Annotated in this window: 12 protein-coding genes; 7 read left to right on the forward strand and 5 right to left on the reverse strand. The window is 72.8% G+C overall.

The window, feature by feature from the left end; genetic code table 11:
- Window positions 1-12: 12 nt before the first annotated feature.
- The 3 genes from ABIA36_RS17720 to ABIA36_RS17730 form a co-directional block, all read right to left on the reverse strand.
- Window positions 13-1164: an alcohol dehydrogenase catalytic domain-containing protein gene (locus tag ABIA36_RS17720; protein ID WP_369963891.1), complete on the reverse strand. Its 1152-nt coding sequence runs from the start codon at window positions 1162-1164 to the stop codon at window positions 13-15.
- Window positions 1165-1175: 11 nt separating this feature from the next.
- On the reverse strand, window positions 1176-2096 hold the full coding sequence (locus tag ABIA36_RS17725; RefSeq protein WP_369963892.1) for an HAD family hydrolase: 921 nt from the start codon (window positions 2094-2096) through the stop codon (window positions 1176-1178).
- A gap of 91 nt (window positions 2097-2187) precedes the next feature.
- Window positions 2188-3345, reverse strand: coding sequence for a TIGR03364 family FAD-dependent oxidoreductase (locus ABIA36_RS17730; protein WP_369963893.1), 1158 nt, complete (start codon window positions 3343-3345; stop codon window positions 2188-2190).
- 168 nt (window positions 3346-3513) lie between these two features.
- Between ABIA36_RS17730 and kynA the strand changes: the two genes are divergently transcribed.
- From kynA to purQ, 6 genes are read left to right on the forward strand one after another with little or no spacing between them, the layout of a single operon-like run.
- Window positions 3514-4374 carry a tryptophan 2,3-dioxygenase gene (gene kynA / locus ABIA36_RS17735; RefSeq protein WP_369963894.1) on the forward strand — a complete coding sequence of 287 codons (861 nt, stop codon included), beginning with the start codon at window positions 3514-3516 and terminating at the stop codon, window positions 4372-4374.
- Entirely contained in the window at window positions 4371-5432 is a 1062-nt protein-coding gene (locus tag ABIA36_RS17740; RefSeq protein ID WP_369963895.1) for a hypothetical protein, read from the forward strand. Before kynA ends, ABIA36_RS17740 begins: the two co-directional genes overlap by 4 nt.
- Window positions 5429-6769 carry a kynureninase gene (locus tag ABIA36_RS17745; protein ID WP_369963896.1) on the forward strand — a complete coding sequence of 447 codons (1341 nt, stop codon included), beginning with the start codon at window positions 5429-5431 and terminating at the stop codon, window positions 6767-6769. Before ABIA36_RS17740 ends, ABIA36_RS17745 begins: the two co-directional genes overlap by 4 nt.
- On the forward strand, window positions 6766-7614 hold the full coding sequence (locus ABIA36_RS17750; protein ID WP_369963897.1) for a PaaX family transcriptional regulator C-terminal domain-containing protein: 849 nt from the start codon (window positions 6766-6768) through the stop codon (window positions 7612-7614). The genes ABIA36_RS17745 and ABIA36_RS17750 overlap by 4 nt, the downstream gene beginning before the upstream one ends.
- Window positions 7615-7656: 42 nt before the next feature.
- Complete coding sequence (gene purS, locus ABIA36_RS17755) at window positions 7657-7914, forward strand: phosphoribosylformylglycinamidine synthase subunit PurS (RefSeq protein ID WP_179604482.1); 258 nt, start codon at window positions 7657-7659, stop codon at window positions 7912-7914.
- Window positions 7914-8612, forward strand: coding sequence for a phosphoribosylformylglycinamidine synthase subunit PurQ (gene purQ, locus ABIA36_RS17760; protein ID WP_369963898.1), 699 nt, complete (start codon window positions 7914-7916; stop codon window positions 8610-8612). The genes purS and purQ overlap by 1 nt, the downstream gene beginning before the upstream one ends.
- A gap of 55 nt (window positions 8613-8667) precedes the next feature.
- Here purQ and ABIA36_RS17765 read toward each other — a convergent pair whose 3' ends face one another.
- Window positions 8668-9054, reverse strand: coding sequence for a TfoX/Sxy family protein (locus ABIA36_RS17765; RefSeq protein WP_369963899.1), 387 nt, complete (start codon window positions 9052-9054; stop codon window positions 8668-8670).
- A 139-nt stretch (window positions 9055-9193) separates the two neighbouring features.
- Here ABIA36_RS17765 and purL point away from each other — a divergent pair, with 139 nt between their 5' ends.
- A complete protein-coding gene (gene purL / locus ABIA36_RS17770) occupies window positions 9194-11512 on the forward strand; it encodes a phosphoribosylformylglycinamidine synthase subunit PurL (RefSeq protein ID WP_369963900.1) in 2319 nt (772 codons plus the stop codon).
- Window positions 11513-11569: 57 nt separating this feature from the next.
- On the opposite strand, the gene ABIA36_RS17775 is transcribed toward purL, so the two are convergent.
- Window positions 11570-12484, reverse strand: coding sequence for a DMT family transporter (locus tag ABIA36_RS17775; RefSeq protein ID WP_369963901.1), 915 nt, complete (start codon window positions 12482-12484; stop codon window positions 11570-11572).
- Between the last annotated feature and the right edge of the window lies 1 nt (window position 12485).

Below are 12485 nucleotides of genomic sequence, written 5' to 3' on the forward strand. Positions count from 1 at the left end.
CACGAACGGCCCTCAGCTCGGCCGCACCGCCACCCGGGGGTAGCCGGTGGCACACAGCGCCGCGTCGACCTCCGCGAGCGGGAAGACGGCGCCGACCTGCTCGGCGAACGGGTACTTCCCGCCCGCCTCCGTGAGGAATCGCACCGCCTGCTCCAGGTGCCGGGGCGCGTAGTTGTGGACGCCGCGAACCGTGAGGAGGCGCCGGACGAGCTGCTCGGGAACGAGCGACAGCTCCGGGCCGTCCCCGAGCGAGCCCGCGAGGACGAGGACACCGCCCACGTCGACCACGGGCAGCAGCGACCGGACGGCGGACGGGTTCCCGGAGAACTCGAGGGCGATGGTCGGCGCGGACGCCCGGCCGCCGGCCTTCGCGAGGGCCGCGGGCAGGCCGGCGCGGGAGTCCGGCGCCGCACGCGGATCGGCGACGGCCGCGGCGCCGAACAGGCGGGCGGCCTCCCGGCGCTCGGGGATCGGGTCGCTGACCACGACCTTCGCCCCGGCCTCCGTCGCCATCGCGGACGCGGTCAGGCCGAGCATCCCGGCGCCGGCGATCAGCACGAGCGCACCGTCGAGGGGGACGATCGCGGCGGCGGCCTCCAGTGCGGCGGCGACGGTCGCCGTCGAGCACGACGCCGGCGCGAGCACGGCGGCGGGGAGGTCCTCGGGCACGGCCACGATCGACGTGCCGTCGAGGAGGTGCGTGTGGGTCGCGAAGCCGCCGGACAGCTCCCAGCCGCGCCGCATCCGCTCGTGACCGTACTTCTGGAGGCTGACGCAGCGCTGCGGGAGGCCGCGGCGACAGCGCGCGCAGCGGCCGCACGGCACGGCCACGGACCAGACGACCCGCTCACCGAGCGCGACCCGACGCCCGTCGGTCGTCTTCGCGCCGCCACGGCCGAGCGCGACGACGCGCCCGACCTGTTCGTGCCCGAGCACGAGCGGCGCCGGCGCCGACCGGTGGCCCAGCGCCGTGTGGATGTCCGAACCGCACACCGTCGCCAGCTCGACCTCCACGAGCGCGTCGCCGGGCGCCAGCCGCACGCCGGGGACGGCCACGGCCTCGTGCCGATGCCCGACGCCCTGCCACACCATCGCGGTCGCAGACGGATACACACTCACCCCCAACCCCAGGCTCGCCGGCGGCGCGACGACGCGCGGGGTCACCGCTTTCACCGTCACCGCAGGGTCTGCCTCTCCGGCTGGCCGGCGGCGCGCACGGCAGCCTTCTCGACGTCGTCGCCCCGGTGGTCGGCGCGGTCCAGCTCGTCCCGCTCGTCCAGCTCGTCCAGGCCGAGCAGCTCGGCCAGGTCCGCGACGCCGGCGATGACCGCGTCAGCGCCCGCGTCGAGGAGCGTCTCCTCGTCGTGCGCGCCGGTCAGCACACCGACCACCAGGCCGGCGCCGGCGGCGAGGCCGGACGCGATGTCGCTCGCGGTGTCGCCCACGACGACCATGCCCTCCACGCTCGCCGCGCCCGTGCGCAGCAGCGCTGTGAGCGGCAGGTCGGGGTAGGGGCGTCCGCGGCCGCCGTCCGACGGGCTCAGCGCGAGGTCGGGGAGGTCGCGCCAGCCCAGGGCGTCGAGCACGGTGTCCAGCGTCGCGCGGGAGAACGCGGTGGTGAGCACGACCGCCACACCGAGCGACCGGAGGCGACGGATCAGGTCCTCGGCGCCGGGGACCGGACGCACACCCTGGTCCGCGGCGAGCTCGGCGTAAGCGGACTCGAAGACGGCGTTCGCGTGCTCCGCCCGATCCTCGTCGTCCGTCAGCGCCTGGAAGACGGCGATCCGCGGCCGGCCCATCGCGGCGTGAGCGAACTCCTGTGCGCGACGCAGCTCGTCGTCGGTGACGGCGAGCCCGGCCGCGTCGAGGGCGCGCAGGAACGCCTGCTCGACGAGGCCGTCGTCCGCGACGGTGGTGCCGGTGAGGCCGAGCACGACGAGCTCGAGGTCCGTGAGCTCGTCCGGGTCGAGCGCGGCGGTGTCGAGCGCGTACGGGTCGTCGGCGTCGACCGCGACGAGCGCGGCCGGGTCGACCTCCGTGTCGATGATGGCGGCGTCGTCGAACTCGCTCGTGATCAGGCCTTCAGGAGACATGGCCGGTGCCTTTCTGTGCGGGGCTTCGGTGGTCGGCGGGGCTTCGGTGGTCGGCAGAATGCGGGCTTCAGTGTGGTCGGGTGGCGTGCGATCAGCGCGAGCGCGCGGCTCCGGCCGCGCTCAGCACTCCCGGCGTGGTGGCGAACAGCTCGTCCACCACCCGGTCGGCGAGGCCGAGCCCGGTGGTCATCCCGCTGCCGGAGGTCACCGACACGACGCGGACCGACGGCGCGGGCGACGACACGAGGAAGTCGTCGGCGGCGGAGGCGTGCACCCCCTGCCAGCGTTCGAGCACCCGCACCCGGCCGGGACCGAACAGCGCCCGCGCGCCGTCCAGCAGCAGCTCGAACGCGGTCTCCGACTGGAACGGCGGAACGTCGTCGCCACGCCGCCTGGCCGCCCCGAGCAGGACGGACCCGTCCGGCCGCTGGGCGAACACCTGGTCGATGTCGTACGCGGCCAGGTCGGGGCGCTCGGCGGCGAGCCGCTCCCGGACCGCGTCGACCCCGGGGAGATGCGCGAACGCGGCGCCCCGCACCAGGGACCGCGCGGTCAGGACCGGCGCCGTCAGCGGCCGGTCGAGGTCGGCCTCCACGAGCAGCATGTCGAGCCCGCAGCGCTGCATGCCGTGCGCCTCCGCGATGCCGGGGAACAGCCGGTCGACCTCATGGTCGACGGCGACCACGACCGCGTCGGCGGACACCCGGCCGCGCGAGGTGTGCACCCGGCCCGTCTCGACGCCGGTCACGGTGGTGTGCCAGAAGAAGTCGACGCCGTGCGCGTCGAGCCAGCGTGCGATCGCGGGCGCGGCCTCGCGCGGATCGACCTGCAGGTCGGCGGGGAAGAAGGCGCCCCCGGCCGCGACGCCGTCGGCGACGGGGACGCGCTCGCGCACGTCGGCGGGGGTCAGCATCCGCACGTCGTGGCCACCGCGGGTGTCGCGGAACTCTTCCAGCACGGCCAGCTCGTCCGGCGCCTGCGCGACCACGACGGTCCCGGCTTCGCTGAGCCAGAACCCGGCCTCCACGGCGAGGGTCGGCCACAGCTCGCGGCCGAGCTCCGCGTACGCGCGCGCCTCGCCCTCCAGGCCGGTGACGCACAGGTGCCCGAAACCGCGGACGGACGCTCCCTCGACGCTGGAGGCGCGATCCACCACGGCCACGGTCAGTCCCCGCCGCAATGCCGCGACGGCGTGCCCGAGTCCGACGATGCCTCCGCCGACGATCGCGAGGTCGTAGTGCCTGCCCATTCCCGTCTCCCGTCCGCAGGAAGTTCCGGCTCGACGCTAGGAGCCGGCGACGACGGAGGCGGCAACTGCAGGTAGCCGGCCGGTGAACGGCGGTGAACGTCCGGGTGCTGGGTCGCGGGCGACTCATCGTCTGTTGCACTTCCGTGACGATCGGCGCAGAATCGCAACATGACGTCGAACGAGAACACGCGCGAGTTCGATCCGGACATCGTCACGGACTTCCGCGAGCGCATGTCGTACGGGTCGTACCTCGACCTCGACACCCTGCTCAGCGCGCAGAAGCCGGTCAGTGTGCCCGAGCACCACGACGAGCTGCTGTTCATCATCCAGCACCAGACCACCGAGCTCTGGCTGAAGCTGGTGCTGCACGAGCTGCAGTCCGCCCGCGATCTGCTGCGCGCGGACGAGCTGCAGCCGGCCCTCAAGCGGATCGCCCGGGTGAAGCACATCCAGAAGACGCTCACGGAGCAGTGGTCGGTGCTGGCGACGCTCACGCCGACCGAGTACGCCCAGTTCCGTGGCTTCCTCGGCAACTCGTCGGGGTTCCAGTCGTACCAGTACCGCGCGGTGGAGTTCGTGCTCGGCAACAAGAACCGGCGGATGCTGTCGGTGTTCCGCGACGACCCGGCCGCGCTCGCGCTGCTCACCGAGCTGCTGGAGGCGCCGAGCGTCTACGACGAGTTCCTGCGCTACCTGGCGCGCGCCGGCCACGCCGTCCCGGCGGCCCTGCTCGACCGCGACGTCACCGAGGCCCATGTGTTCACTCCCGAGCTGGTCCCGGTGTTCCGCGACATCTACGAGCACGCGTCGGAGCACTGGAGCGAGTACGAGGCGTGCGAGGAGTTCGTGGACCTCGAGGACAACTTCCAGCTCTGGCGCTTCCGCCACCTCAAGACCGTCCTGCGCACCATCGGCATGAAGACCGGCACCGGCGGCTCCACCGGCGTGAACTTCCTGCAGAAGGCGCTCGACCTCACGTTCTTCCCCGAGCTGTTCGCCGTGCGGACCGAGATCGGCGCACCGGAATGACCGACACCGCCTCGCCCGCCCGGGCCATCCAGGTGGACGCGGTCTGGACCGGCGCCGGGTTCGACGGCCCGGCGACCCTCCAGATCGACGGCGAGCACCTGGTGCCCGGCGCCGCGCCCGATGACTCCACTCCGCCGCTCCCTCTCGGCGGAACCCTCTTCCCCGCGCTGACCGACCACCACACGCACCTCGGCCTCTCCGACCCGGCCGCGCTCTTCGCCGGCGGCATCACGCACGCCGTCGACCTCGGCTGGATCCCGAGCGTCGCGGCCTCCTGGCTGCCCGACCTCCCGGGCCGGCCGGCGGTCGCGATCGCGGGCGCGCTGATCACCGCCCCGGGCGGCTACCCGGTGGCGTCCGGCTGGGCGCCGGAGGGCGCTGCGGCGGAAGTCGGCGGCCCACGGGAGGCCAGGGATGCAGTGCGGAAACAGGTCATGCTGGGAGCCTCGCGCATCAAGGTCACCCTCAACACGGACGCGGGCGAAACCGTGGAGAACTCGACCCTGGCCGCGATTGTGGAGGAATCCCACGCGGCCGGGCTCCCCGTCGTCGCGCACGTGCAGGGCCCCGGCCAGACCGCCCGCGCGCTGGCGACCGGCGTCGACCAGCTCGCGCACACCCCCTTCACCGAGCGGCTCGATGACGCGCTCATCGCGGAGGCCGTCCGCGGCGGGATGTCGTGGATCAGCACCCTGGACATCCACGGCTGGGGCACCCCGACCGAGCACTACCGCATCGCCGTCGACAACCTCCGCCGGTTCGCCGCCGCGGGCGGGCGCGTCCTGTACGGCACCGACCTCGGCAACGGCGACCTCCCCGTGGGCGTGAACGCGCGCGAGCTCGCGGCGCTGCAAGAGGCCGGCCTGACCGGGGAAGCCCTCGTGCGCACGATCGCGGGCGAACCGACTGCGCCCCGAGGCCCCCGCGTCGCCTGGATCCCCACCCCGCCTCCCGCCGACCACCGCGACCTCCCCGCCTGGCTCGCCACCGCCCGCGGCGTGCGCGTCCCCGACCTCCTCACCCTCCCCTCCCGACCGCTTGGACAGGACACCCCATGACCGACCTCCCCGACGACCTGTTCGCCTACGACCCGATCGACGACGAGGTAGCGGAGGCGGACGCCGACACCCTCGCCGGCGACCCGCTCGCCGCCGCGCGGGCTCTCGACGAAGCAGACCCGCTCGCCCGCTACCGCGAGCGCTTCGTGGGAGTCGCCCCCGCCGATGGCGCACCCGACCTCTCCACCGCATCCCCGGTCGTCGCGTACTTCGACGGCAACTCCCTCGGCCGGCCGACGCTCGCGAGCGTCGAACGCATCCACCGGTTCCTCGTGGACGGCTGGGGCGGCCGGCTCATCCGCGGCTGGGACGAGGAGTGGATGGAGCTGCCGTTCCGCATCGGCGACGCGCTCGGCGAGACCGCGCTCGGGGCCGCGGCGGGCCAGACCTTCATCGGCGACTCCACGACCGTGCTCCTCTACAAACTGGCGCGCGCCGCCGTCGACTCGCTGCCGGAGCGCAGCGAGATCGTCCTCGACACCGACAACTTCCCGACCGACCGCTACGTGCTCGACGGCATCGCGCGCGAGCGCGGGCTGACGCTGGTGTGGATCGAGGCGGACACCGAGTCCGGCGTGACTCCCGAGCAGGTCGCCGCGGCGGTCGGACCGCGCACCGCCCTCGTCGTGCTGAGCCACGTCGCCTACCGCTCCGGGTTCCTCGCCGACGCGCACGCGATCACCCGTATCGTCCACGACGCGGGGGCGCTCGTGCTGTGGGACCTGTGCCACTCCGCCGGCTCCGTGCCCGTCGACCTCGACGCGTGGAACGCGGATCTGGCCGTTGGCTGCACCTACAAGTACCTGAACGGCGGACCGGGGTCGCCCGCGTTCGGTTACGTCAGCAGTCGCCTCCAGCGCCGGCTCGTGCAGCCGATCCAGGGCTGGATGGGCGTGCGCGACGTGTTCCTGATGGGCCCCGAGTACCAGCCCGCCGACGGGGTCCGCCGCTTCATCTCCGGGACACCGCCGGTCGTCGGGATGCTCGCCCTCCAGGACACGGTCGCGATGATCGCCGAGTGCGGGATCGACGCGGTGCGCGCGAAATCGGTCGCCCTCACGACCTTCGCGGTGCGGCTGGCCGACACCTGGCTGACACCGCTCGGCGTCACCCTCGCGAGCCCGCGCGACCCGGCGCAGCGGGGCGGCCACGTCACCCTCAGCCACCCGGCGATGCGCGAGGTGACGGCGCGGCTCTGGGAGCGCGACGTCATCCCCGACTACCGCGACCCGGACGGCCTCCGCATCGGGCTGTCGCCGCTGAGCACCAGCTTCGAGGAGGTCGCGGTCGGGCTGGCGGCGGTGCGGGATGTGCTCGGCGAGCTGATCACGGAATGAGCGAGCGGGTGGAGGTGCGGGAGGACCTCGAAGCCCGCAGCGGCTCCGCCACCGCTGTGCTCCGCACGGTCGTCGGCAGCACCCTGCGCCCGCTCGGCGGCTGGATGAGCGCCGCCGGGGCCGTGGAGCTGATGGCCGCGCTCGGCATCCCCGCCGCGACCGCGCGCTCCAGCTTGGCGCGGCTGTGCGCGCGGGGCGTGCTGGTGCGCGAGCAGCGGGACGCGGCCGCCGGGTACGCACTCGACCCGGCGGCGGTGCCGATGCTGGAGCGGGGCGACGCGCGCATCTTCGGCGAGCGCGCCGCGCCGGCCTCCTGGTGCCTGGTGTCGTTCTCGTTCCCCGAGCATCAGCGACCGCAGCGCCACCGGCTGCGGCGCACGCTCGCCGCGCTCGGCTGCGGGACGGTCGCCGACGGCCTCTGGATCGGGCCCGACACGTTGGAGGCCGAGCTCGCGGAGGTCGCCCGCGCGTTCGGCGCCGACCTGTTCACCGGCGCACACCTCGCGGGCTCCCCGCCCACCCCCGCCCTCCCCTCGGCTCTCGCGCGCTGGTACGACCTCCCCGCCATCCGCGCCCTTCACGAGTCCTTCCTCGCCCGCTTCCAGACCGCGCCGCCCCCGGCCGACGACCGCGACGCCTTCGCCCTGTGGATCCGCGTCCTCGACGAGTGGCGCGTCATCCCCTACCGCGACCCCGGCCTCCCCGCCGCGGCCCTTCCCGACGACTGGCCCGGCGCCGCTTCCGCCGCCCTGTTCGGCCGCCTGCACGCCGAGCTCGCGGGCCGAGCACTCGCCTTCGCGGCGCAGACCGCCCGGGCGGACCGAGCCCCCTCCGCCCCACGGTAGAATCGCTGTGCCCTGATGCGCGAGTGGAGCGGAGATCACCCTTTGTCGACGATCGTTGTGGAAGTCATGCCCAAGGCTGAGCTGCTCGACCCCCAGGGCAAGGCCGTCGCCGGCGCCCTCGCGCGCATCGGCAAGGGCCAGTTCTCCGGAGTCCGGGTCGGCAAGCGGTTCGAGCTGACCGTTGACGGTCCGATCGACGACGCGACCCGCGCCGCGGTCACCGAGATCGCCAACGAGATCCTCTCCAACTCGGTCATCGAGGACGTGGTGGGCATCCACTACCCGGGCGAGGACGCCTGATGCGCATCGGCGTCATCACCTTCCCCGGCTCGCTGGACGACCGGGACGCGCTGCGCGCCGTCCGCATCGCCGGCGCCGAGCCGGTCGCGCTCTGGCACGGCGAGCACGACCTCCAGGGCGTCGACGCCCTCGTGCTGCCCGGCGGCTTCAGCTACGGCGACTACCTGCGCTGCGGCGCCATCGCCTCCCTGTCGCCGATCATGACCGAGGTCGTGGACGCCGCGGCCAAGGGGATGCCGGTCCTCGGCATCTGCAACGGCTTCCAGATGCTCGCCGAGGCGCACCTCGTCGCCGGCGGCCTCATCCGCAACGACCACGGCAACTTCATCCGCCGCGACCAGCACCTGATCGTCGAGAACGCGGACACTCCGTGGACCAACGGCTTCGAGCAGGGCCAGGAGATCGTCATCCCGCTGAAGAACGGCGAGGGCGGCTTCATCGCGTCGGCCGAGGAGCTGAAGCGGCTGGAGGGCGAGGGCCTGGTGGTCTTCCGCTACACCGGCGTCAACCCGAACGGCTCGCTGGACGACATCGCGGGCGTCCGCAACGAACGCGGCAACGTGGTCGGCCTCATGCCGCACCCCGAGCACGCGGTCGAGCCGGGCTTCGGGCCGGACACGGCGGCGGCCATGCGCTCCGGTGTGGACGGGCTCACGTTCTTCACCAGCGTCATCCGTTCCGCCCTCGTCGAGGCGTAGCCTCCCGACCGCCTGGGCATCGCCGAGGGCGTCAGGACGTCAGCGCGTCAGGGCGTCAGGCCTTCGGCGCGCGCGGCGTCGCGGGCTTGCGCGGCTTCTTCACCTTCGGCGGCATCCGGCCGACCTGCTCCAGCGCCACTCCGATCCACTCGCGGAGGCGCTCGGGCTCATCGCGCCAGGCCTCGGGGAGCGACACGTAGCCGCCCATCGGGCGCTCGGCCGGCCCGTACGGACCGGTGCCGTCGATCGCCTGCAGCTCCTCCCGCACGGCGTCGTCGGGCAGGCGCACCCCGACGCTCTCGCCGAACAGCCCGGCGAACATGTTGCCGTTCACGAACGCGCCCAGGTTGGCGAACATCGGCTTGACCTCGACGCCGGGAGCCTCGGGCACCACCGAGCGGAACAGCTCCATCGTCTCCGCCGACGGTCGTGGGATCTGCATAGTTCAGCCTTCCGTCCAGCGGTGGGATGCACACAACGGCTCGTGCACCCATCCTGCCACCGGCCCGGGACCGTGCACCCTCGCGCCCCGGTAGAATGACTCCCATCCCCCGCCACCGCCAGCAGCCTGGAGTGCCCGCGTGACCGACACCACCGTCCAGCATGTCGTCGACACCGTCGCGAACGCCGCCGCGACTCCGGAGAAGGAGCAGCCGTACGCGGCGCTCGGCCTCAAGGAGGACGAGTACGCGCAGATCCGAGAGATCCTGGGCCGCCGCCCCACCTCGGGCGAGCTGGCGATGTACTCGGTGATGTGGTCGGAGCACTGCTCCTACAAGTCGTCCAAGATCTACCTGCGCCAGTTCGGCCAGAAGGTCACGCCGGCGATGAAGAAGAACCTCATGGTCGGCATGGGTGAGAACGCGGGCGTCGTGGACGTCGGCGAGGGCTGGGCGGTCACCTTCAAGGTGGAGTCGCACAACCACCCCTCCTACATCGAGCCGTTCCAGGGCGCGGCGACCGGCGTCGGCGGCATCGTCCGCGACATCATCTCGATGGGCGCACGCCCGGTCGCGGTCATGGACCAGCTCCGCTTCGGCCGCATCGACGACCCGGACACCGCCCGCGTCGTGCACGGCGTGGTCTCCGGCATCTCGTTCTACGGCAACTGCCTCGGCCTGCCGAACATCGGCGGCGAGACCTACTTCGACTCCGTGTACCAGGGCAACCCGCTGGTCAACGCGCTCTCGGTCGGCGTGCTCCGCCACGAGGACCTGCACCTCGCCAACGCGTCCGGCGCGGGCAACAAGGTGGTCCTGTTCGGCGCCCGCACGGGCGGCGACGGCATCGGCGGCGCGAGCATCCTGGCCTCCGACACGTTCTCCGAGGGCGGCCCGACCAAGCGGCCCGCCGTGCAGGTCGGCGACCCGTTCGCTGAGAAGGTGCTCATCGAGTGCTGCCTGGAGCTGTTCCGCGACAAGCTCGTGGAGGGCATCCAGGACCTCGGCGCCGCCGGCATCTCCTGCGCCACGAGCGAGCTGGCCTCCAACGGCGACGGCGGCATGTTCGTCGAGCTGGATAAGGTGCTGCTGCGCGACCCCACGCTCACGGCGGAAGAGATCCTCATGTCCGAGAGCCAGGAGCGGATGATGGCGGTCGTCAAGCCCGAGCTGCTGGACGCCTTCCTCGCCGTCACCGCGAAGTGGGATGTCGAGACCAGCGTGCTGGGCGAGGTCACCGAGACCGGCCGGCTCGTCATCAACTGGAAGGGCGAGGAGATCGTCAACGTCGACCCGCGCACGGTCGCGGTCGACGGCCCGGTCTACGAGCGCCCGGTCGCCTACCCGACCTGGATCGACGCCCTCCAGGCCGACACCGCCAGCGTGCTGGCGCGGCCGACCACCGGCGACGAGCTGCGCGAGCAGACGCTCGCCCTCCTCGGCAGCGCCAACCTCGCCGACAAGAGCTGGATCACCGACCAGTACGACTACTTCGTCGGCGGCAACACCGCTCTCTCCTTCCCCGACGACTCCGGCATGATCCGCGTCGACGAGGAGAGCGGCCTCGGCTTCGCCATCGCGACCGACGCCAACGGCCGGTACTGCCAGCTCGACCCGAAGCAGGGCGCCAAGCTCGCCCTGGCCGAGGCGTACCGCAACGTCGCCGCCTCCGGAGCCGTGCCCGCGGCTGTCACCGACTGCCTCAACTTCGGCAGCCCGGAGAACCCCGAGGTCATGTGGCAGTTCTCGCAGGCCGTGGAGGGCCTCTCCGACGCCTGCCTGGAGCTGGAGATCCCGGTCACCGGCGGCAACGTGTCGTTCTACAACCAGACCGGCGACACCCCGATCTTCCCGACCCCGGTCGTCGGCGTGCTCGGCGTGATCGACGACGTCGCCCGCCGTATCCCCGCCGGCTGGCAGGACGAGGGCGAGAACATCTACCTGCTCGGCGTCACGCGTGAGGAGCTCGACGGCTCGGCCTGGGCCGGCACCGTCCACGGCCACCTCGGCGGACGCCCGCCGGCGGTCGACCTCGCGGCCGAGCGCACCCTGGCCGAGACGCTTCACGCGGCCTCCGTCGAGGCGCTCGTCTCCTCGGCGCACGACCTCGCGGACGGCGGCCTCGCGCAGGCGCTGGCCGAGAGCGTGATGCGGTTCGGTGTCGGCGCCCGCGTCTGGCTCGGCGAGCTGCAGGAGCGCGACGGCGTGGACGCCGCGACGGCCCTGTTCAGCGAGTCCACCGCACGCGTCATCGTCTCGGTGCCGCGCGAGGACGACGTGAAGTTCCGCGGGCTCTGCGAGGGGCGCGGCGTGCCGCTGCTCCGCATCGGCGTCACCGACGCCGAGGTCGGCGCCCAGCCGGTGCTCGAGGTGCAGGACCTCTTCACCATCGGGATCGAGGAGCTGCGCGGCGTGCACCGCTCGACCCTCCCCGAGCACTTCGGCCCGACGGTCGCCTAGCCGCCATCCACCTGACAGGACACGCCGTCTCGGACCATGCCGAGGCGGCGTGTCCTGTCAGTTCGTTCGGACGTCGACGAGCTCGGCCTGACGGCGGGTGAAGAGGCGGACGCGCTGCTGCGTCAGCAGGATGCCGCACAGCACGACCGCGGCGCCGACGGGCTCGTTCCAGCTCAGGTGCTCGCCGAGCACGAGGATGCCGAGCGCCACGCCGACCACCGGCGTCACGTAAGTCACGCCTGACGTAGCGGTCGGTCCCCACGCCCGCAGCACGTTCATGTTCCAGATGTAGACGACGCCCGTGCCGAGCGCGCCCAGCGCCAGCAGGCTCAGCAGCACCGGCCAGGTGAAGGTGACCGGCGACAGGGCCACGACCGGCGTCAGCACGAGCATGATCGCGGCCGCGAGCCCGATGTTGAGGAACGCGACCGAGGTCGCCGGGATGTCCCGGTGACTGATGAACCGCCGGATGTACCCGAAGCTGAAGCCGTAGCAGGTGACCGCGCCGAGGCACGCGAGCTGCCCCCACACGCTGCCGGACAGCGCGGCGATCGACCACGGCCCGACCACGACGACCACCCCGACGATGCCGACGAGGACACCGAGCACCTGGTCGCGGTTGAGCTTCTCGACCCGGAACGCGGCCGTCGCGAGGATCGCGGTCGTGATCGGCGTCACCGCGTTGTAGATGCTCGCGAGACTCGAGGACACGTACTGCTCCGCCCAGGCGAACAGGAGGTACGGCACCACGCAGTACGTGATCGCCACGACGAGGAAGTGCAGGTACACGATCGGCTCCTTCGGGAGCCGGCTGCGCGTGGCCAGCACGATGATCCCGAGCGTCAGCGCCCCGAACACCAGGCGCGCCCACGCCACCTGCCCGAAGGAGACGCCTCCCAGCGCCACCTTCATGAACAGGAAGCTGGCGCCCCAGACGAGACCCATGGCGACGAACTGCAGAGCGACCTTCACC

Origin of the sequence: Leifsonia sp. EB34 (assembly GCF_041260585.1) — a bacterium.
Classification (GTDB): domain Bacteria; phylum Actinomycetota; class Actinomycetes; order Actinomycetales; family Microbacteriaceae; genus Leifsonia.